Source organism: Lacticaseibacillus nasuensis JCM 17158, assembly GCF_001434705.1.
Taxonomy (GTDB): domain Bacteria; phylum Bacillota; class Bacilli; order Lactobacillales; family Lactobacillaceae; genus Lacticaseibacillus; species Lacticaseibacillus nasuensis.
The window spans coordinates 119,403-138,320 of sequence record NZ_AZDJ01000032.1 but is presented as its reverse complement, the minus strand read 5'-3'; the positions used below and the strand labels follow the sequence as shown (position 1 = coordinate 138,320).

At 58.7% G+C, this 18,918-nt stretch carries 20 protein-coding genes; 13 read left to right on the top strand and 7 right to left on the bottom strand.

Annotated elements, in window-relative coordinates; genetic code table 11:
• Positions 1-11: 11 nt before the first annotated feature.
• On the top strand, positions 12-860 hold the full coding sequence (gene ispE, locus FD02_RS09980) for a 4-(cytidine 5'-diphospho)-2-C-methyl-D-erythritol kinase (RefSeq protein ID WP_054721409.1): 849 nt from the start codon (positions 12-14) through the stop codon (positions 858-860).
• A gap of 28 nt (positions 861-888) precedes the next feature.
• On the top strand, positions 889-1,764 hold the full coding sequence (locus FD02_RS09975; protein ID WP_056952053.1) for a cation diffusion facilitator family transporter: 876 nt from the start codon (positions 889-891) through the stop codon (positions 1,762-1,764).
• A 34-nt stretch (positions 1,765-1,798) separates the two neighbouring features.
• Here the strand turns inward: FD02_RS09975 and FD02_RS09970 are convergent, their stop codons facing one another.
• Together FD02_RS09970 and FD02_RS09965 are read right to left on the bottom strand one after the other, a co-directional pair.
• A complete protein-coding gene (locus FD02_RS09970) occupies positions 1,799-2,557 on the bottom strand; it encodes an ABC transporter permease (protein ID WP_054721411.1) in 759 nt (252 codons plus the stop codon).
• Positions 2,554-3,204 (bottom strand): ABC transporter ATP-binding protein, encoded by a 651-nt coding sequence (locus FD02_RS09965; RefSeq protein ID WP_056952051.1) that lies wholly within the window; start codon positions 3,202-3,204, stop codon positions 2,554-2,556. Before FD02_RS09965 ends, FD02_RS09970 begins: the two co-directional genes overlap by 4 nt.
• A gap of 216 nt (positions 3,205-3,420) precedes the next feature.
• On the opposite strand from FD02_RS09965, the gene purR reads away from it, so the two are divergent.
• The 3 genes from purR (at position 3,421) to glmU (ending at position 6,900) form a co-directional block, all read left to right on the top strand.
• Positions 3,421-4,269, top strand: a complete 849-nt coding sequence (gene purR / locus FD02_RS09960; protein WP_056952050.1) for a pur operon repressor — start codon at positions 3,421-3,423, stop codon at positions 4,267-4,269.
• Complete coding sequence (locus FD02_RS09955; RefSeq protein ID WP_056952048.1) at positions 4,266-5,405, top strand: VanZ family protein; 1,140 nt, start codon at positions 4,266-4,268, stop codon at positions 5,403-5,405. Before purR ends, FD02_RS09955 begins: the two co-directional genes overlap by 4 nt.
• Positions 5,406-5,493: 88 nt before the next feature.
• Entirely contained in the window at positions 5,494-6,900 is a 1,407-nt protein-coding gene (gene glmU / locus FD02_RS09950; RefSeq protein ID WP_056952046.1) for a bifunctional UDP-N-acetylglucosamine diphosphorylase/glucosamine-1-phosphate N-acetyltransferase GlmU, read from the top strand.
• 43 nt (positions 6,901-6,943) lie between these two features.
• On the opposite strand, the gene FD02_RS09945 is transcribed toward glmU, so the two are convergent.
• Both FD02_RS09945 and FD02_RS09940 read right to left on the bottom strand, forming a co-directional pair.
• Positions 6,944-7,849 (bottom strand): helix-turn-helix domain-containing protein, encoded by a 906-nt coding sequence (locus FD02_RS09945; RefSeq protein WP_056952044.1) that lies wholly within the window; start codon positions 7,847-7,849, stop codon positions 6,944-6,946.
• Positions 7,850-7,865: 16 nt separating this feature from the next.
• Positions 7,866-8,801, bottom strand: a complete 936-nt coding sequence (locus FD02_RS09940) for a helix-turn-helix domain-containing protein (RefSeq protein ID WP_054721417.1) — start codon at positions 8,799-8,801, stop codon at positions 7,866-7,868.
• A 240-nt stretch (positions 8,802-9,041) separates the two neighbouring features.
• Between FD02_RS09940 and FD02_RS09935 the strand changes: the two genes are divergently transcribed.
• Positions 9,042-10,016 carry a ribose-phosphate diphosphokinase gene (locus tag FD02_RS09935; protein ID WP_056952041.1) on the top strand — a complete coding sequence of 325 codons (975 nt, stop codon included), beginning with the start codon at positions 9,042-9,044 and terminating at the stop codon, positions 10,014-10,016.
• A 42-nt stretch (positions 10,017-10,058) separates the two neighbouring features.
• Here the strand turns inward: FD02_RS09935 and mscL are convergent, their stop codons facing one another.
• Positions 10,059-10,424 (bottom strand): large-conductance mechanosensitive channel protein MscL, encoded by a 366-nt coding sequence (mscL, locus tag FD02_RS09930; RefSeq protein WP_056952039.1) that lies wholly within the window; start codon positions 10,422-10,424, stop codon positions 10,059-10,061.
• Positions 10,425-10,548: 124 nt separating this feature from the next.
• Between mscL and FD02_RS11395 the strand changes: the two genes are divergently transcribed.
• The gene (locus FD02_RS11395; protein ID WP_054721419.1) at positions 10,549-10,950 is read left to right on the top strand and encodes a type II toxin-antitoxin system HicB family antitoxin; all 402 of its coding nucleotides are present in this window, start codon (positions 10,549-10,551) and stop codon (positions 10,948-10,950) included.
• Positions 10,951-10,989: 39 nt separating this feature from the next.
• Here the strand turns inward: FD02_RS11395 and FD02_RS09920 are convergent, their stop codons facing one another.
• Positions 10,990-12,042, bottom strand: a complete 1,053-nt coding sequence (locus FD02_RS09920; RefSeq protein WP_054721421.1) for a YdcF family protein — start codon at positions 12,040-12,042, stop codon at positions 10,990-10,992.
• A 67-nt stretch (positions 12,043-12,109) separates the two neighbouring features.
• On the opposite strand from FD02_RS09920, the gene FD02_RS09915 reads away from it, so the two are divergent.
• Complete coding sequence (locus FD02_RS09915; protein ID WP_054721423.1) at positions 12,110-12,553, top strand: NUDIX hydrolase; 444 nt, start codon at positions 12,110-12,112, stop codon at positions 12,551-12,553.
• A 10-nt stretch (positions 12,554-12,563) separates the two neighbouring features.
• On the opposite strand, the gene FD02_RS09910 is transcribed toward FD02_RS09915, so the two are convergent.
• The gene (locus FD02_RS09910) at positions 12,564-13,895 is read right to left on the bottom strand and encodes an HD domain-containing protein (RefSeq protein ID WP_056952037.1); all 1,332 of its coding nucleotides are present in this window, start codon (positions 13,893-13,895) and stop codon (positions 12,564-12,566) included.
• A 122-nt stretch (positions 13,896-14,017) separates the two neighbouring features.
• Between FD02_RS09910 and FD02_RS09905 the strand changes: the two genes are divergently transcribed.
• From FD02_RS09905 to FD02_RS09885, 5 genes are all read left to right on the top strand, one after another.
• Positions 14,018-14,464: a YwiB family protein gene (locus FD02_RS09905; RefSeq protein WP_054721425.1), complete on the top strand. Its 447-nt coding sequence runs from the start codon at positions 14,018-14,020 to the stop codon at positions 14,462-14,464.
• A 48-nt stretch (positions 14,465-14,512) separates the two neighbouring features.
• Positions 14,513-15,127, top strand: coding sequence for a DNA-directed RNA polymerase subunit delta (gene rpoE / locus FD02_RS09900; RefSeq protein WP_156408293.1), 615 nt, complete (start codon positions 14,513-14,515; stop codon positions 15,125-15,127).
• Positions 15,128-15,293: 166 nt separating this feature from the next.
• The gene (locus tag FD02_RS09895; protein ID WP_054721432.1) at positions 15,294-16,892 is read left to right on the top strand and encodes a CTP synthase; all 1,599 of its coding nucleotides are present in this window, start codon (positions 15,294-15,296) and stop codon (positions 16,890-16,892) included.
• Positions 16,893-17,094: 202 nt separating this feature from the next.
• Entirely contained in the window at positions 17,095-18,387 is a 1,293-nt protein-coding gene (locus tag FD02_RS09890; protein ID WP_056952035.1) for a UDP-N-acetylglucosamine 1-carboxyvinyltransferase, read from the top strand.
• A gap of 76 nt (positions 18,388-18,463) precedes the next feature.
• Positions 18,464-18,712, top strand: a complete 249-nt coding sequence (locus tag FD02_RS09885; RefSeq protein WP_054721434.1) for a type B 50S ribosomal protein L31 — start codon at positions 18,464-18,466, stop codon at positions 18,710-18,712.
• Positions 18,713-18,918: the final 206 nt, after the last annotated feature.

Sequence of the window (18,918 nt, the reverse complement as noted above, 5' to 3'; positions counted from 1 at the left end):
CTGGTGGTAGCATGGCGTTAGTCCAAAAAGCCCCGGCCAAGATCAATCTGAGTCTCGACGCGCTGTACCGCCACGAAGACGGCGAACACGAATGGCGCATGGTGATGACCTCGGTCGACTTGGCCGACTATGTTCACATCGCCCCGAGTCCGACCCTGCAGGTCACCACGGATAGCGGGTTTTTACCCGAAGATCCGCGCAACCTCGCGTACCAGGCCGCCTTGGCGCTGCAGCGGGCCGCTCACACGACGCTTGGGGCAGAGATTTACATCGAAAAACACATCCCGGTTGCCGCCGGCCTCGGCGGCGGCTCTTCGGATGCCGCCGCCGTGTTGCGCGGGTTAAACGAGCTGTGGGGCCTGGGCTATTCGCGCGCGCAGCTGGCCCACGTCGGCTTGGCCATCGATTCCGATGTGCCGTATTGCGTGTATTCGCAAACCGCCTTGGTCACCGGGCGCGGCGACACGATTACGCCGCTGGGGGCGGTGCCGAGCTGCTGGGTGATTCTGGCCAAGCCGCGGGTGTCCGTGTCGACCCCGTCGATTTTAAAGGCGATCGACTACGACCACCCGCTGGACCGGCCCGACACCAAGCGCGTGGTGGCCGGTATTGCCCATCATGATTTTGCCGAAATGGCGGCGGGGATGAGCAACAGCCTCGAGCAAGTCACCGCCAAGCGCCACCCAGAGATTTCCGCCTTGAAGGCGCGCATGTTGCACTACGGCGCGCAGGTGGCGCAAATGTCCGGTAGCGGACCGACGGTGTTTGGCCTGTGTGAAAAACGCTCGCGGGCGCAGCGTGTGTTCAACAGCATGAACGGTTTTTGTCACGAGGTTTACCTGGTGCGGGTCCTCGGCTAAGTGAAGACTGACGAAAGGAGGGGTGTGCATGGCGCCAAAACCAAATCCAGCATTTCGCTGGGGCATCTTACTAAATTCAATTTATATCGTGGCGGAAGTCGGCGCCGGGCTAGCCGTCGGGTCGTTGGCGCTGGTCGCCGATGCCTTGCACAACCTCGCCGATGTCTTGGGCCTGGCCATCGCCTGGTTTGCCGCCTGGCTGGCCTGCAAGGCCCCCACCCTGCGGCGCACCTATGGCTACAAGGGCTCGTCGATCATGGCGGCGTTGACCAACGCCGTGTTCTTGCTGGTGGCGATGGGCGCAATCATCGTCGAATCCATCGGCCGCTTTAGCCACCCCGAACCGGTGCAAGGCGGCATCGTGATGCTGGTGGCGACGGTGGGGATCCTGGTCAACGCCGGGACCGCCGTCTTGTTCCACAAAGGCCAAGGCCACGACTTGAACATCCGCGGCGCGTTTTTGCACATGGTGGCCGACGCCGGCGTGTCGCTGGGCGTCGTGATTGCCGGCGGCGTGACCATGGCGACGCATTGGGAGTGGCTCGATCCGGCCGTGTCGATTCTCGTGGCGCTGGTGGTGCTAGTCGGCACCTGGGGGCTGTTGCGCGACGCGGTGAACCTCGCGATGGCGGCGGTCCCCAAGGCCATTGACACCGAGGCCGTGCGCGCGTGCATCAACGATTTTCCCTCGGTAATGAGCTGCCACGACCTGCACATCTGGGCGCTGTCCACGACTGACGTGGCGCTCACCGTCCACGTCATGCGCGCCACCGACGAGGCCAACGACCAATTCCTCGAAAAACTTGGCGAGCGCCTGCGGGGGAACTTCGACATCGCCCACGTCACCATTCAAGTCGAATACGGCGACTACCAGCCGCTAAGGTTTAAGGATAATCCCTATTAAAAAATGCCGACCCGCGGGCCGGCATTTTTTGTGGTTAGCGTAACTGCATGTCGCTGTTGAAAAACTGGGGATACGCCAGGTAACAGGCGATGGTGCTGCCGATGCTGGTGGCCGCCATCAGCATGAAGGTGACCATGATTTGATACATGATCGCCTTGGTCGGGTCGATGCCGGCGAAAATCAAGCCGGACATCATCCCAGGCAGGCTGACCAGCCCAACCGTTTTCGCCGAATCGATGGTGGGACTCATGCCGGTGCGAATCGCCTCGCGCACCACGTGAATGGCGGTTTGCCGCAGCGTCGCCCCAAGCGCCAAACGCTCCAGCAGCGGCTGGCGCAAATCGCGGAACTGCGTGTTTAAGCTACGGTAGGCCAGGCCGATGGCGACCATGGCGTTGCTGGCAATCATCCCGGCAATCGGCACGATTTGACTCGGCACAAAGGCGATAGCGCCGGCGGCCACCAGCAGCGCAATGGTGACGCCGGTGGCCACGAAAATCGCTAACAGGGAAATGGCAAAGGCGTGCGGCAGCCCGTTGGCGCGGCCGCGGGCGTTCCACGCGGCATTAAAGATAATCACCGCCACCATCAACAGCGTCAGCCACGCCCGGTTCACCCGAATGATGTAGGTCAACACGTAGCCGACAATCGTGAGCTGCACCACGGCGCGCACGACGCCGATGATCAAGTCGCGCTCCAGGCCGATTTTTTCCTTCAGGCTGATGGCCAGCGCCACCAGCACCAGCGCCACGGCAAACACCAGAGCACTTGGGGTCACGAGTAAATGGGTCATGCCGACACCTCCTGGCGGCCAGCGGCGATGGTAATCGTGCGCGTGGCTTGGGCGAGTTCGCGGTCATCGTGGGTGACGCTTAACACCGTGACGCCGCGCGCATTTGCTTCGGCGATCACCTGGTGCACCGTGTCCTTGGTCACCGCGTCCAGCCCGGTGGTGACCTCGTCGAGCAAAAGCAGTTTCGGTTCAAACAGCAGGTTGCGCAGCAAGGCGATGCGCTGTTTTTCCCCGCCGGACAACTCGGTAATCGGCTTGGTCAACATTGCTGCCGGCAGGCTCATCGTCGCCAAGGCGGCCGTCAAGCGCTCGGGGTCGGCGGGTTGCTGGCGAATCGTGTAGGGAAACGTCAGGTTGTCTTGCACCGTGCGGCCAAACAGGCTGGGCTGCTGGAAACAATACGACACCTCGCGCCGGTAGGCCGTTTTCTCGTAACTGCTTTGCGGCCGGCCGGCGTAGGTGATGGTGCCGGTGGTCGGCGTGAGCAAGGTGGCGATCAGGCGCAGCAAGGTGCTCTTCCCGGAACCAGACGGCCCGGCGATGGTGACGAATTCCCCGGGCATGACGGTAAACGAAATGTCGGTCAAGATCGGGGTGGCGTGCGGCGTGTAGCCGACCGCCGATAGCGTCAATAGGGGTGATGGCATGAGGCGCCTCCTTAAATGATAATGATTCTAATGTAATCGATTACATCATATTCGTCAACCCTGAATTGACTACCGGATAATGAATTAATCGCGAACATTCGCGACTTTTTTTTGATATTCACTATGAATTAGTCGAACAATTTCATATAATTGAGAAGATTAACCCGGGGGAAACCCGGTGAATCTGAATATTCGGAATTTACAGGAGGAAATCACATGAAAGTTCGCCGCAGCGACCGTTTAATCGACATGACCCGCTATCTCTTGGAGCGGCCGCATACCTTGGTCCCGCTGACCTTTTTCTCGAAGCGTTACGAATCGGCGAAGTCGTCGATTTCTGAGGACCTCGCCATTGTGCGGCGCACGTTTGCGGCGCGCCAAACCGGCATCCTCGAAACGGTGCCCGGTGCGGCCGGCGGCGTGCGGTACCTGCCGATTATCGGCAGGGAGGAAGCCGAGCGGTTCATCGACTTGATGGCGGCGCGCCTGTCTGAAACCGACCGGCTGCTGCCCGGCGGCTATGTGTATTTGTCCGACCTGCTTGGCACGCCTGATGTGTTGCGGCAAATCGGGCGGCTCATCGCCACGCAATACCTCGATCAGCAAATCGACGCGGTGATGACCGTCGCCACCAAGGGCATTCCGATTGCCCAAAGCGTCAGCCAATACCTCAACGTGCCGTTTGTCATCGTCCGGCGCGACTCGAAAATCACCGAAGGCTCGACGGTGAGTGTCAACTACGTCTCCGCCAGCTCCGCGCGCATCGAGAAGATGGAGTTGTCCAAGCGCTCGCTGGCCGCCGGGTCCGGCGTGTTGATCGTCGATGACTTCATGAAAGGCGGCGGCACCGTCAACGGGATGCGCAGCCTGATCAGCGAATTCGACGCGCACCTGGTGGGCATTTCCGTCTTTGCGGAAGGCAACTTCGACGGCGACCGGATGGTGAGCGACTATACCAGCCTCGTGCGGGTCGATACCGTCGACACGAAGGCCAACACCTTGCACGCGGTGGCAGGCAATTACCTGACCAAAAACCAAGCGGCACTGGCGGGATTAGCGCAATGAGTATTTACCTGCTACCGTTAAAAACCGCGCTATTGGCCTTTCCCGTGGTGGCCTTGGTGCTGGCGTTGCCGTTTTTGGTGGCGCAGTACCGGCGTTACGGGAGCCTGGTGTGGTGGCGCGCGGTGGTCGTGTACACATTTGTGTTCTACATACTGAGCGCCTATTTCCTGATTATCTTGCCGCTGCCGAGTCGCGCGGCCGTGGCGACATTGGTGTCGCCGCGCGCCAACCTCGTCCCCTTCAATGCCTTGCGGGAGTTTCTGGCGTCGACGGTATTTTCGCCATTGCATCCCGCCACGTGGTTGCCTGCGTTGAAACAGCCGTGGTTCATTCAGCCTGCCTTTAACGTCGTGTTGACGATTCCGTTTGGGGTGTACCTGCGTTATTACTTCAAGCGGCCGCTGTGGCAGGTGTGGCTCATGAGCCTGGCGTTATCGCTGTTCTTCGAGTTGACCCAGCTGTCGGGGTTGTACGGCTATTATCCGCGGCCATACCGGATGTTTGACGTCGACGACTTGATGCTCAATAGTTTCGGCGGCTGGCTCGGCGGCTTGATCGCCCCGGCGTTGATGCGGGCCTTTCCGTCGCGCGAGGACATGGATGCTCGCGCCCGCCAAAAGGGGCAGCGCGTCACCTGGACGCGGCGGTTCGTCGCGTGGCTCATCGATAACACGGTGGTGCTCGGCCTGGTGACGGCGGCCACCAGCTTGTTGTTTCACCTGCTGGGGTGGGACGCTTGGACGCGCAACCTGCAGCTGAGTACCATCGTGCCACTGGTGATCGTCTTTGGCTTCATTCCGGTGGTCACCGGCGGCACGACGCCGGGCAAGGCGTTGGTGCGGATTCGCATCGTGCGGGCGAATGGCCAACCGGCGAGCGCTTGGCGCCTGCTGTGGCGCGAGTTTCTGTTGTATGGCGTGGCGTTGCAACTGCTGCGCGGCTTCTTGTGGAGCTTCACCGAGATTTTTTCCAAGTTTCACCGCAGCGAAATCAACTTTGTCTTGCTGGCAGGCTTCGGCGTGCCGCTGGCCTTCGTCGTCATTAACTTCTTGTGGGAATTGCTGACCCGCGACAATCGCTACTTCTACGACGTCTGGGCCGACACCACGCAAATTAGCACCACCAAAAATCCCTAGACCAATTCTTCAGGCGGCTGGCTTCTTTGCAAGCCGCCTGTTTTGCGCTACACTGATTGGGAAAACCAATACGATTGGAGTCTCAAACATGGCAGGAAAATATACGATCATCATGGCGGCAGGCAAGGGCACTCGGATGAAGTCCAAGCTCTACAAGGTCTTGCACCCGGTGTGCGGCAAGCCGATGGTGGATCACGTGCTGAGCCAAGTGGAGCGCCTGCACCCGGCCACCATCGTCACGGTGGTCGGCCACGGCGCCGAAGCCGTCGAGGACGCGCTAGGCGACCGCACGCATTACGTGGTGCAAGAACAGCAACTCGGCACCGGCCACGCGGTGTTGCAGGCCGAGCCGCTGTTAGGCGATAAAACCGGGATGACCCTGATTGCCAGTGGCGACACGCCGCTGTTTACCGCCGAGACTTTTGAGAAGCTGTTCGCCTATCATCAAGACAAAGGGGCCAAGGCGACCATTCTCACCGCCCAGGCCCCGGACCCGACCGGCTACGGCCGCATCATTCGCAACGACCTCGGCACCGTGCAGAAAATCGTCGAGCAAAAAGACGCAACACCTGAAGAGGCCCGGGTTTCTGAAATCAACACCGGCGTGTATTGCTTCGACAACCAGGCGCTGTTTGCTGCGTTGCACCAGGTGACCAACGACAACGCGCAAGGCGAGTATTACCTCACCGACGTCATCGAGATCTTGAAGCGCCAAGGTTCGGTCATCGCCGCCTACCAGATGCCGGACTTCAACGAGTCCATGGGCGTCAACGACCGCGTGGCCCTGGCCGCGGCCACCAAGGTGATGCAACAGCGCATCAACGAGGCCCACATGCGTGCCGGCGTCACGCTGATCGACCCGGCGACGACTTACATCGACGCCGACGTGCAAATCGGCGCCGACACCGTCATCGAACCCGGCGTTTACCTCAAGGGCCACACGGTAATCGGCGAGGATTGCGTGATCGGCACCCATTCCGAGCTCGTCGATGCGACTTTGGAAGACCGCGTACGCGTCACCAGCTCGACGATTGAGTCGGCCATCATGCGCGCCGGTAGCAACATTGGCCCGAATTCGCACCTGCGCCCGCAAGCCGACATCGGCCCGGATGTGCACATCGGCAACTTTGTCGAGGTGAAAAACGCGACACTGGGCGCCCGCACCAAGGTCGGCCACTTGACGTACGTCGGCGATGCCACCTTGGGTAGCGACATCAACGTCGGCTGCGGCGTCGTCTTCGTCAACTATGATGGCGTCAAGAAGTGGCACGCCACGGTTGGCGACCACAGCTTCATCGGCAGCAACTCTAACATCATCGCGCCGGTGACCTTAAGCGACCACAGCTTCGTGGCTGCCGGGTCGACGATTACCGACGACGTGCCGTTTCACGCCATGGGCATCGCCCGCGCGCGGCAAACCAACAAACCCGACTTCTGGGCGCGCCTGCCGCTGGCCGATGCGCCGGAGTGGAATGAGTCCACCCCGCAGGACTAACCAAAACCGGCGGCACCTTCATCGTGAAGGTGCCGCCGGTATTTTAGTTGGCTTGTAAATAATCTTGTAGCGCCGCCCACAGTCGGCCGAGGGCGGTGTACACCGCGTTTTGCTCCGCGTCAATCAGGAAGTGTAAGGCGCCGATGAGATCGGCATACGCGCCCTTGGCGGTGGTGAGGTCACCGGCTAAGGCGGGGATGATCACGCTGGTGGCGGTTTTTTGAATGGCTTGGAAGTACACATTTTCCGCCCGCACCACCCGCGTGGCCACCGCGGTGAGGGCCGCGTCGACGTTGGCGCGGACGTGGGACAGTAAGGCATTGCGCAGCGCGGTGACGAGAATATCGTCGAGCGGGCCTTCCAGCATGTTGAGCTGCGGGCCGTCTTCGGCGGTGGTCAGCGGCGTGAGGCGCGCGAGAATCAGCTGCACATCGGCAAACGGCAGGTAAGCCACCAATGGTCCCGCCAGCGTAAATTCAAATTCGCTCCATTCGCTGTACTCGCGCAGCTGATCGAATAATTGCCTGGCGATGGTCGTGCAGGCGGTGCGATCATGTGCGGCTTCGGCCACCGCCAAGTCGACGCGCTGCTGGAGTTGGGCTAAGCCGACGTTTTGGCGCCGAGTGCTTTCGGCGGCGAGTAAGCGTTGCCAGGCTTTCAAGGCCGTGACGTCGACGTGACCGGCGGCAAACTGCGCCAGCAGGTCGCGCGTTTTCATCCACGCCTGATAAAACGGCATCGGCGCGTCGCTAAACGGCGTCGCCAAGTCGTCGATGTGCGTGCGCAGCGCCGTCAACAACGCAAAAAACGTCGGCAACTTCGGTTCGGCCGCGCCGGTGAGGATGCGATTGTAGGTGGCTTCTGACATGTCGGTTTCGCTGGTGAGCTGAGCCACCGACACGTTTTTATCGGCGCGTAAGGCCCCGACGAATTCTCCAATGGTGGGCATAGCGACCTCCTTGCTGCTAGTCGAGTTGATCGATTTGAAAACTGACCAGGTTCATCCACAGGTCTTCGGCGACGAGAATCCACAGGCTGTCCTCTTCGTCGGTAATCAGGCGCAAGGCCGCCACCAGCCGTTTGTACAAGGTGGTGGCTTGCGTGACGTCGCCGGCCATGTCGCACACGACGATGTCACACAGGCGCAACAAGGCGCGATAACCGAGATCGGTGTCGGTGATCGGGCGGTCGCGGATCCATTTGATGGCCGTTTCGATGTCTTGCCGGTTGCGCTCTTGAATCGCGTTGTCTAAAAACGAGCGGAACAGCAAGTTGACTTGGTGGTCGTCTAGCGTCGCCCAGTGGGTGTTCGTGGCCGCTTCGTGGCGCAGGTGGCGGTTAAAGATCACCTGCAGGCGGGCAAAGGGCAGATAAGTGGCGATGCTGGCGATCAGTTGCCATTCGAAGCCGCCCCAGCTGTCCAAGGCAATGAGCTCCTGGTACAGCTGCTCGGCCTTGGCGCGCACGCCGTCGCCGTCTTGGGCCAGCTCGGCCAGAAAAATGTCGGCGAGCTCGGCATATTGATGATACCCGATGTTGCCGGTGCGCTGATAGGTCGCCTCGAGTTGGTCGCGGTAGGCTTGCGTCGGGCCGGCAATGACCTCGTGATCGAGTAAAAATGCCCGGGTGGCCGGGCTAATCGTGTCGCTTAAGGTTGCATACGCGCTTTGCAACGGAAAATAATCGGCCGGCAATAGCGGTGCGACCTCGCTTGGCGCCAGGCGCAACCCATCCAGCAGGCAAAACCACGCAGGGGCTTTGACCACCGTGTCGTCGCTTAGGATTCGCCGGTAGGTGGACGTCGACATGCCGAGCGATTCGGCCAAGGCGTCTGTGCTTAGTCCCTTGGCGGCTTGGTAGAACCGCAACACACTACCCACGGTTTCTTGTCCAGCTTGCATGCCCATCCTCCTTTTTTGTCTTGTCACTCTCCTTGAGTCTATCGAGGATAGGCCATTAATTCAAGCCATTCCATTAAATATCGCTTTCATGCGCCGATTCCCGCTAACCCCTTTCAGAAAAGGCGAGTTATTTGCTATAATGGGGCCAGTATGGCAGGGGACTAGGTGAACGGCCCGCCAATTCCGGCGCGTATCGTTCATCTTTTCACGGGACATCAATTCACTCAATCGGAGGAAACCATGGCAGAGCATTATGCGGATCCAAAACTTAAGATTTTTGCGTTGAACTCCAACCAACCGCTGGCGGCGAAAATCGCCGAGGAAGTTGGCGTCGAGCTCGGAAAATCTTCGGTCAAACGATTTAGCGATGGAGAGATTCAAATCAACATCGAGGAAAGTATTCGCGGGGATGATATTTACCTCGTGCAGTCAACCAGCGCGCCGGTCAACGACAACCTGATGGAACTGCTGATCATGATCGATGCCTTGCGCCGCGCGAGTGCGCACACCATTAGCATCGTCATTCCGTATTACGGTTACGCCCGGCAGGACCGCAAGGCGCGCTCGCGCGAGCCGATCACTGCCAAGCTGGTGGCCAACATGCTCGAACGCGCCGGCGCCGATCGCGTCCTGGCGCTGGACCTGCACGCCGCTCAGATTCAAGGCTTCTTCGATATTCCCGTTGACCACTTGATGGGCGCGCCGCTGTTGGCGGATTACTTCCTGCGCCACCAATATAACGGCGAAGACACCGTCGTCGTGTCACCTGATCATGGCGGCGTGACGCGCGCCCGCAAGCTCGCCGAATTTCTTAAGACGCCGATTGCCATCATCGACAAGCGGCGCCCGCGGCCGAATGTCGCCGAGGTGATGAACATCGTCGGCAAGGTCGACGGCAAACGTTGCATCATCATCGATGACATCATCGACACCGCCGGCACCATTACCTTGGCCGCCGCCGCGTTGAAGGCCGCCGGCGCCACCGAGGTGCTGGTCGCTGCCACCCACGCCGTGTTCTCCGGCCCAGCCGTTGAACGCTTGGAAAAAAGTGAAATCGAGCAGGTCGTCGTCACCGACAGCATTCAATTGCCGGCGGATCGCCAGTTCGATAAGCTCGTCACCGTTTCGGTGGGCCCGCTCATCGGCCGCGCCATCAAACGCATCCAAGAAAATAAGCCGGTTTCCCCATTGTTCGAGACTCGGTTCCATAAATAAATTAAAATCGGCGGCGGGCGTTGGGCCCGCTGCCGATTTTAGTTAGTCTCGCTTCAAGTTATCGCGAATCTCGGTCAACAGTTGCACCTCTGGACTCGGTGCCGCCGCTTTGGCCTCTGGCCGCGGCAACAGACGGTTGGCCGCCTTCACCAGCAGGAACACGACAAACGCCACAATCAAGAAGTTAATGACGTCGGCGATGAATTGCCCATAGGTAAACTTTGCGCCCAGCACCGTCACGGCCAGGCTGCTGAGGTTCGTTGAGCGCGTGAACACCCCGATGATCGGATTGATCAGATTTTTGGTCAACGAGGTCACGAGCCCCGTAAAGGCACTGCCGATGATAATCCCAACGGCCATGTCCAAGACGTTGCCGCGCATGATGAATTGTTTGAACTCTTTAAGCATGTGGTTGCCCCCTTTGCTTCAGTATACAAAACTTGTCGCCAAGCGGGCCAATTGCTTGCGGACTTGACCACGTGTGCGGGCATCGGTAACATGAACGCAGACAAACCAGGAATGGAGCAAGCGGATGCAAGTGTGGATTTACCCGATGATTTTTACAACGCAAAGCGATGAAGATGGGCAACTGGAAACGGTGAGCTCGCCGGACTGGCCGGGGCTGGTCACCGCCGGGCGCACCCGGACGGCGGCCTTAGCGCAAACCATCGACGCCTTGGCGACGCGCATCGATGCCGCTGGCGAGGCGCCGGCGCCAGGCGATCCGAGCCACTGGGCGTTGGCGGCCAATCAGCAGCTGGTGAACGTGCCGGTAGACATGCAGGCCTGGCACCCCGCGACGGTGCCGCCAGATCAAACCGCCCAAACCACGGTTCAAGTCACCGTGCCGGCGTACCTCACGGCTCAAGCTGCGGCTTTTCACATCGACTTGTCGATGATCATGACCCACGCGCTGCAACGATTCTTTGATTAAACGACTAAACAGGCGGTGCCCAATCGGCACCGCCTGTTGTTAATTGAAGGCCTGGCCCACCGCCGTGACCACCGCTAGCAAGGTGATGACGCCGCCGGCAATGGCGTGGCGGCGCTTGTGCAGCAACACCATCGCCAGGTATTCGCGAATCACGGCGTTGGGCAGGAAGTAAAACGAGGTCGGCGCGCCTTTGCCATTGGCAGGCAGTCCTGCCAGCCGGGCGTAGACGCCGGCGCGGAACAAGTGGTAGTTGTTGGTGAAGAACAAGGCGTGATAGCGTTGGTCGCCGCGGTATTCACGGATCATGGCCGCAGAGAAGCGCATGTTTTCATAGGTCGTCGTCGACCGGTCCTCGATGAGCGTGTCCGCGGCGGGGACTCCGTGGGCAACAGCGTAGCGCTGCATCGCCACCCCTTCGGCTAACGCCTCGTCGCTGCCGCGGCCGCCGGAGAAAATCATCACGGCTCGCTTGCCCGTTTTGCGCCGCTGCTTGTGGTAAAAGGCGATGCCGGCGTTGATGCGCGCGGCAAGCAGCGGCGACACGCGGTGGCCATCGATGAGCCCGGCCCCGAGCACAATCAAATAGTCCTGGTTCAACCGGTGGCCGCGCAGGTTGTACAACACCAATGCCGTGAGAAAATTATACAGCGTCACCAAGACATAGGTGATGCCCAAGCCGAAGAAGACGGCTAGCCCCGCGTATAACCAGGCGGGCAAGAACTGGCGGCCAAAGCTTGCCCCGAGTTCCAGTACCGCGAAGCCGAGAAATAATCCCAGCGTCAGCATGTTGCCCAAGGAGTGCTGTTCGCGCCGCCACACCACGATGGCATTCCACGCCAGCCACACCAAATGCAAAGCGAACACTGCGAAGATGAGCAGCACGGCCAGGATGAATAAGGTGGCGCACACGGCAATCAACAGCCGTTGCCCCGAACTTAAAATGGCGAAGGCCAACGTCGGCAACAGCGCCAGCAGCCACAGGTTAAACCAAACGCCGTTGAGCAAGCGGCGCGGTTCGACCACGTCGCTAATAGCAAAGACACAGCCCAGGGCCGCGGTGAGCAAACAAAGAAAAATCAGGGGAGCAGACATAAGCACATCCTTCTAGCGATTAAGATTTGGTGAGTGTATAATGTGACCAACACTAAGGAGGATCATGATGACAGATCCGGTTTTTGGGCGCAAGGACCCACACTTGGATTATCAACTTCGCGTCGGCGTCTATGGCGTGATCCCGGACGCCAGCGGCCAGCGCTTGCTGGTGTTACAGGCCCCGAACCACGCCTTGTTTTTGCCGGGCGGCGAGGTCGAAGCCGGTGAAACCGACGCCCAGACGCTTAGCCGCGAGTTGCTGGAGGAATTCGGCATTCGCGTGCACATGGGGGCCAAGCTAGGCCGGGCGGCGGAGTATTTCTATTCGCACCACCGGGCCACTGCCTATTATCATCCCGCGACGTTTTACGCCTGCCGCGACATCGAGTTGGTGGCGCCGCCGCTAGAAGATTTCAACACCTTAATGCTGATGCCGATTGCCGCTGCCGCCGCGGAACTAAAACGACCGACGCACCGCTGGGCTGTGGCCCGGTGGTTAGCCGCGCGGTGAGCGCGGCTGGTTATTTCAGCCGACCGTTCACCACGTGGGCTTGAAACTGACGATAAATCGGCGTGAACAAGTCCGTGCTGGTTGGCTCCAGCATCACCTTTGGAAAGTAGAAGCGCTTGTCGCCGCTGACGCGGCCGGTGATGGCGGCGACGAGGCGGGACTGCGTCGACAATTCCGAGAGCGTGCCGTCAGGTTGCATGATTTCGATTTGCGTCTTGGGGTTGGCGGCTTCGGGATCGTATTGGTCGTAAGGCAAGTCGAAGCTGTCATTTTCGGCGGTGTAATACGCCGGGTCAAAGCCCGCCGCCGCCACCAGTTGGCGCAAGGCCGGCAGTTGGTCGGCGGTGGCCGCGGTGAAGCTGACGGATTTAAACGGCCGCCGGTTCAAGAAGCGGCCGGCTAAATCGGCCAGAATCGGATCGCTTTCCGTACACCAGGCGGTGAAGTAGGTGTTCAACACGCCGTCGTCGAGCCTGAGGTAATCGGCCAAGGTGAAGTCGTGCTCAAAAAACGGCACCAATAAGCGCGGCGCATCTTGGGCGAAGGCCCCGGCTTCGTACAACACTTTGGCGCGCGCCAGCAGTTTGGCCAAAATGGTTTCCATGCTGCGGCTGACCGGGTGGAAATAAACTTGTTGATACATTTGGAAGCGGCTGACGATGTAGTCTTCCACCGCGTGCATCCCGTCGGCTTCATAGGCAATGCCCCCGGCGTAGGGCCGCATCACCCGCAGAATCCGCGTCAAGTCGAACAAGCCGTAATTCGTGCCGGTGTGATACGCGTCGCGCAGCAGATAATCCATGCGGTCGGCGTCGATTTGACTCGAAATCATTTGCACGACTTGCGGGTTGGGGTAGGTGTGGGCGATGACGCTAGCAACCTGCTCGGGAAAATCCGGGCTGACCGTTTTTAACACCGCGTTCACCGCCGTGCTTGGATCCGTGAGAATGCGCCGGGTGATGGCCTCATGGTCGGTGCCAAAGAGGTGCTCGAAGGTATGCGAGTACGGGCCGTGACCGATGTCGTGCAACAGTGCCGAGCACAACGCCACGAGCCGTTCGTTGTCGTCCCACAAGCCATCGCCAGGCGCCCGACTGGGAAAGTTTGTGGCAAAACTTTCACACATTTTGCGCGTAATCTCGTAGACACCTAGCGAGTGGGTGAAGCGGGTGTGCTCGGCGCCTTGAAACACGTAGTTGGCCACGCCGAGTTGCTTGATTCGCCGCAACCGCTGAAACTCAGGGGTGTCGATCAGCGCGAGGATCACGCGATCAGAAACATGGATATAATTGTGCACCGGGTCGCGAAAGACTTTTTCCCGGGCGAGTGGGTCATCACGCATCAGCATTCTCCTTCGATGAAACATCGTTAAACCTATTATAAAGAGATTGGGCTGGCAGTACCAGCAGCCGGGCAATTCGGTGGGGGTTAAGGTATAATGATGACGCAGAAAGGATGAGGAGAATGGATCTGGCTCATGGTATTCCGATCACGTTGCACCTTGAAACTTACGTGACGCAAGACGACGGCACGGAAAAGCATGTGTTTGACGAGCCCGGCACCTTGGTGCAGCTCGGCGACACCTTGTACATCCGCTACCGAGAAATCGACGAAGCGGCTGGCACGGATTATCCCGTGACGATGAAGTTGCGCGGCGACGGCGACATTCAACTGACTCGCGGTGGCAGCGCCGATGACACCCAGCTCAAGTTGCATTTTGCCAACGAGCGGCGCGTGTTGACCCGCTACCGCACGCCGTATGGCATCATCCCGGTGGAAACAATCACGCCGCGGCTCGACGTCCGCCTCACCGATTCGCCGTTGGCCGGGGAAATCTACGTCGAGTATCAGCTCAATGCCAACGGCGCCCACCTCGGGGATTACCGCTTGCGGTTGCTTTTTACTGCGTGAGCGAGTATTGTTTAGCGTAGACTGTATTGTGGAAAGGGCGTGTACCGGTTGAAACTTGATGTATTTGCCGATGCGAACAAGGCTGAGTTGTCCATGATCGAGGTGGCGCACGCCATTCTTGAGGAAAAGGGCGAAACGATGGCCTTCGTGGACATTGTGAACGAAATCCAGAACTTTTTGAATAAGCGCGACAGCGAGATTCGCGGCCGGTTGCCGCAGTTTTACACGGACCTCAACGACGATGGGAGCTTCATTTCTTTAGGCGATAACGTTTGGGGCTTGCGGTCCTGGTACGCTTACGACACCGTTGACGAAGAGGTCAACCATCCCGAAGACGAAGAAGACGCGCCACGCCGCAAGAAGCGCAAGAAGGTCAACGCCTTTCTGGCCGACGCCGGCGCCGATGATGACGTCATCGATTATAACGACGACGATCCGGAAGACGACGACTTCGACGACACGGATGACGATGCGGCAGCGACGCCGGATTCCTTCGACGATGACGCCGACGACACCGATGATCCCGACGACGATTTGCCGGATGGCATCGAAGGCCAGCTCGCTGAGTTTGCTGACGACGATGACACGGATGACGATCCGGACGCCGACGCAGCAGGCTTTGTGGCCCCTGATGACGACGATTCGGATGACGACGACGAATAATTGCCACGGGGGCACACTGCCCCTTGACGCTGTTGGCAAGATTCGCTATTATAACGTTTGGGCGCTTTACGATTGCGTAAAGCACATACGGCGACAAGCTCCCTGTTCGATGGAATAGGGAGCTTGTTTTTGTTTTTACCCGACAAAAAAACAAAGGAGTTATTACATGACCAAGTATATTTTTGTTACCGGCGGTGTTGTCTCTTCCCTGGGCAAAGGCATTGTAGCAGCGAGTCTGGGTCGGCTGTTGAAGAACCGCGGCTTGAAGGTGACGATTCAAAAATTTGATCCCTACATCAACGTCGATCCCGGCACGATGAATCCCTATCAACATGGGGAAGTCTTCGTCACCGATGACGGCGCGGAAACGGACCTTGACCTTGGTCATTACGAACGGTTCATCGACATCAACCTGAATAAGTACAGCAACGTCACCACCGGGAAAATCTACTCCGAGGTGTTGGCCAAGGAGCGCCACGGTGAATACCTCGGCGCCACCGTTCAGGTCATTCCTCACATCACCAACATGATTAAGGAGAAGATCATGCGGGCGGCCAAGACCACCGATTCCGACGTGATCATCACCGAAATCGGCGGGACCGTTGGGGATATCGAGTCGCAACCGTTCCTCGAAGCCATTCGCCAAATGAAAAACGACGTCGGCGCCGAGAACACCTACTACGTCCACGCCACCTTGGTCCCATACCTGCGCGCGGCCGGCGAAATGAAGACGAAGCCGACGCAACACAGTGTCAAGGAACTGCGTAACATCGGGATTCAGCCGAACATGCTGATTCTGCGGACCGAGATGCCGGTCACCGAAGACATGAAGAAAAAAATCGCGTTGTTCACCGACGTACCGGAAAACGCGATCATCGAATCCCGCGACGCCAAGACGTTGTATAGCATTCCGCTGGCGATGCAGGAACAAGGCATGGATCAGCGCGTGGTGGAACACTTCGGCCTCGATACCCCAGCCGCTGACATGAGCGAATGGGAAGCCTTGGTCAAGAAGGTGCAGCACCTCGACCACCAAGTGACCATCGCCTTGGTCGGCAAGTATGTCGCCTTAAAAGACGCCTACATTTCCGTGGCCGAAGCGTTGAAGCATGCCGGCTACTATTGGGACAGCGAGATTAACCTGAAGACGTTCCAGGCCGAAGACGTGACCGACGACAACGCTCAGGAACTGCTCGGCGACGCGGATGGCATTTTGGTTCCAGGTGGCTTCGGCGACCGCGGGCTAGAAGGCAAAATTGCGGCGATTCGCTATGCTCGTGAGCATGACGTCCCATTCCTCGGCATCTGCTTGGGGATGCAAATGGCCTCGATTGAATTCGCCCGCAACGTCGCCGGCTTCAAAGACGCCGGCACCACCGAGACGAACCCAGAAGTGGGCTCACCCATCATCGATTTGATGGCCGATCAGGTCAACGTCGAAAACCTCGGCGGCACGCTGCGCCTTGGCCTGTACCCATGCGTGCTAAAGCCTGGCAGCGTGGCGGCGGCGGCTTACGACAATGTGCCAGAAATCAACAAGCGGCACCGTCACCGCTACGAGTTCAACACCAAGTACCGCGCGGCCCTGGAAGCCAAGGGCCTGGTGTTCTCCGGCACATCCCCAGACAACCGCTTGATGGAAGTCATCGAATTACCAAGCAACAAGTTCTTCGTGGCCTCCCAATATCATCCAGAATTTCAATCCCGGCCGACGAAGCCGGAGGGGTTGTTCAAGGCCTTCATCAAGGCTGCCGGCAACTTCTAGTCGCGAAGCCGCGGGCCACCGCGGCTTTTGTTTTGCTCGGCTGCCGCGGTCGGCCCGAGGGCGCTTGTGTTTTGCGCTTGAGTTCATTATCATTAATCAATGAGTGACTAGCGGTCGCAGTCTTTTGTGCGGCCATTTCCCTGTGAACGATGCGCCGAGTTTGGCGCGGCTGATAATTCCGTGACTTAGTGAGGATGTTACCATGAAGAAAATGCTGATCCGAGGCGGCAAAAAGCTGTCAGGGGAGGTCGTCATCGGCGGGGCGAAAAACTCGACGGTGGCCTTGATCCCCGCCGCGATCCTATCGCGCACGCCTGTGACCCTAGAGTCCGTGCCTGAGATTCAAGATGTGTATAACCTAATGGATATCCTCGGTGAAATGAATGTTGAATCGAGTTTTAATGATTGTGTCTTGCACATCGACCCTACCCAGATTCGCGATGTGCCACTAGAAAAACGCAACATCAAGAGCCTGCGGGCATCGTATTATTTTCTCGGTGCCTTGCTGGGCCGCTTTGGCCGCGCCATTGTCGGCTTGCCCGGTGGCGACGACATCGGTCCGCGCCCCATCGATCAACACATCAAGGGCTTTGAGGCGCTTGGTGCGACGGTCAGCAATGACCACGGTGCGGTGTGCGTCACCGCACCGCCGGAAGGTCTGCACGGCGCGCGGATTTTTCTCGACATGGTGTCTGTGGGCGCGACGATCAACGTCATTTTGGCCGCCGTCACCGCCAAGGGCCGCACGGTGTTGGAAAATGCCGCCAAGGAACCGGAAATCATCGACCTGGCGACGTACCTCAACAACATGGGTGCTCACATTCGCGGCGCCGGTACCGACACGATTCGCATCGAAGGCGTTGAGCGCTTAGCTGCGCACAATGCGCACACGGTGATTCCTGACCGCATCGAGGCCGGCACTTACCTCACGCTGGCCGCCGCCATGGGTGACGGGATCAACGTTCGCAACATCATTTCCGAGCACTTGGACGCCTTTTTGGCGAAGCTCGAGGAAATGGGGGTTGTGATGGACGTCGGTGAGGATTCGATTTACGTGTACCCCTCGGGCGACTTGCGCATGGTGCAGATTAAGACCATGCCGTATCCCGGCTTTGCCACTGACCTGCAGCAACCGATCACGCCCTTGCTCTTGAAGGCGAAGGGCGAAGGCATCGTGGTCGATTCGATTTACCCCAAGCGCGTGCGTCACATTCCTGAATTGACGCGCATGGGAGCGGACATCACGGTGGAAAACGACGTGATCATCCTGCACCACTGCGACCACCTGCAAGGCACAGAGGTCACCGCCGAGGAAATTCGCGCCGGCGCCTGCTTGATGATTGCCGGGTTAATGGCCGATGGGCAAACCGTCATTACCAAGGCCGGCAACATCCTGCGCGGGTACGACCGCGTCGTGCAAAAACTGCGCGGGCTCGGCGCAGACGTTGCAATTGTCGACGATGAGGCCGAGAAGTCATTGCAACTTGCGCAGTGACATGGTAGAATTTTGAGGTTGTGAATCAATCAATCTCTAGGTCAGGCAATGACTTAGGGCAAAAGGAGAAGAAATCATGAAACAAGGCATCCATCCAGATTATCATCCAGTTGTGTTCCTGGACTCCTCCACGGGGTTCAAGTTCCTGTCCGGTTCCACCAAGACGTCTAGCGAAACGGTTGAATGGGAAGACGGCAACGAATACCCATTGGTCCGCGTTGAAATTTCGTCCGACTCCCATCCGTTCTACACCGGTAAGCAAAAGTTTACCCAAGCAGACGGCCGGGTCGACCGCTTCAACAAGAAGTACGGCTTCACCAAGTAAACCGATTGCCTCGAGCATGCTCGAGGCTTTTTTCTTTGCTTCTGTTTAACCTCCAGCTGAGGCCGAACGGGTTCAGTTGCAAACACTCAAAAGTGCCCCGAACAAGGCGGTCAGTTCAAAAACGCAAAATGCCATTTACAGAAGTTGGTCGGGGACTTGTGGCCGCGGCGGTATACTGAATTTGTATTGAGGCGGTAGTTCGTCTC

Bases quoted from the DNA above. Each gene is read 5' to 3' on its own strand.
- ispE (WP_054721409.1), top strand. From the start codon at position 12: ATGGCGTTAGTCCAAAAAGCCCCGGCCAAGATCAATCTGAGTCTCGAC.
- FD02_RS09975 (WP_056952053.1), top strand. From the start codon at position 889: ATGGCGCCAAAACCAAATCCAGCATTTCGCTGGGGCATCTTACTAAAT.
- FD02_RS09970 (WP_054721411.1), bottom strand. From the start codon at position 2,557: ATGACCCATTTACTCGTGACCCCAAGTGCTCTGGTGTTTGCCGTGGCG.
- FD02_RS09965 (WP_056952051.1), bottom strand. From the start codon at position 3,204: ATGCCATCACCCCTATTGACGCTATCGGCGGTCGGCTACACGCCGCAC.
- purR (WP_056952050.1), top strand. From the start codon at position 3,421: ATGAAAGTTCGCCGCAGCGACCGTTTAATCGACATGACCCGCTATCTC.
- FD02_RS09955 (WP_056952048.1), top strand. From the start codon at position 4,266: ATGAGTATTTACCTGCTACCGTTAAAAACCGCGCTATTGGCCTTTCCC.
- glmU (WP_056952046.1), top strand. From the start codon at position 5,494: ATGGCAGGAAAATATACGATCATCATGGCGGCAGGCAAGGGCACTCGG.
- FD02_RS09945 (WP_056952044.1), bottom strand. From the start codon at position 7,849: ATGCCCACCATTGGAGAATTCGTCGGGGCCTTACGCGCCGATAAAAAC.
- FD02_RS09940 (WP_054721417.1), bottom strand. From the start codon at position 8,801: ATGCAAGCTGGACAAGAAACCGTGGGTAGTGTGTTGCGGTTCTACCAA.
- FD02_RS09935 (WP_056952041.1), top strand. From the start codon at position 9,042: ATGGCAGAGCATTATGCGGATCCAAAACTTAAGATTTTTGCGTTGAAC.
- mscL (WP_056952039.1), bottom strand. From the start codon at position 10,424: ATGCTTAAAGAGTTCAAACAATTCATCATGCGCGGCAACGTCTTGGAC.
- FD02_RS11395 (WP_054721419.1), top strand. From the start codon at position 10,549: ATGCAAGTGTGGATTTACCCGATGATTTTTACAACGCAAAGCGATGAA.
- FD02_RS09920 (WP_054721421.1), bottom strand. From the start codon at position 12,042: ATGTCTGCTCCCCTGATTTTTCTTTGTTTGCTCACCGCGGCCCTGGGC.
- FD02_RS09915 (WP_054721423.1), top strand. From the start codon at position 12,110: ATGACAGATCCGGTTTTTGGGCGCAAGGACCCACACTTGGATTATCAA.
- FD02_RS09910 (WP_056952037.1), bottom strand. From the start codon at position 13,895: ATGCGTGATGACCCACTCGCCCGGGAAAAAGTCTTTCGCGACCCGGTG.
- FD02_RS09905 (WP_054721425.1), top strand. From the start codon at position 14,018: ATGGATCTGGCTCATGGTATTCCGATCACGTTGCACCTTGAAACTTAC.
- FD02_RS09895 (WP_054721432.1), top strand. From the start codon at position 15,294: ATGACCAAGTATATTTTTGTTACCGGCGGTGTTGTCTCTTCCCTGGGC.
- FD02_RS09890 (WP_056952035.1), top strand. From the start codon at position 17,095: ATGAAGAAAATGCTGATCCGAGGCGGCAAAAAGCTGTCAGGGGAGGTC.
- FD02_RS09885 (WP_054721434.1), top strand. From the start codon at position 18,464: ATGAAACAAGGCATCCATCCAGATTATCATCCAGTTGTGTTCCTGGAC.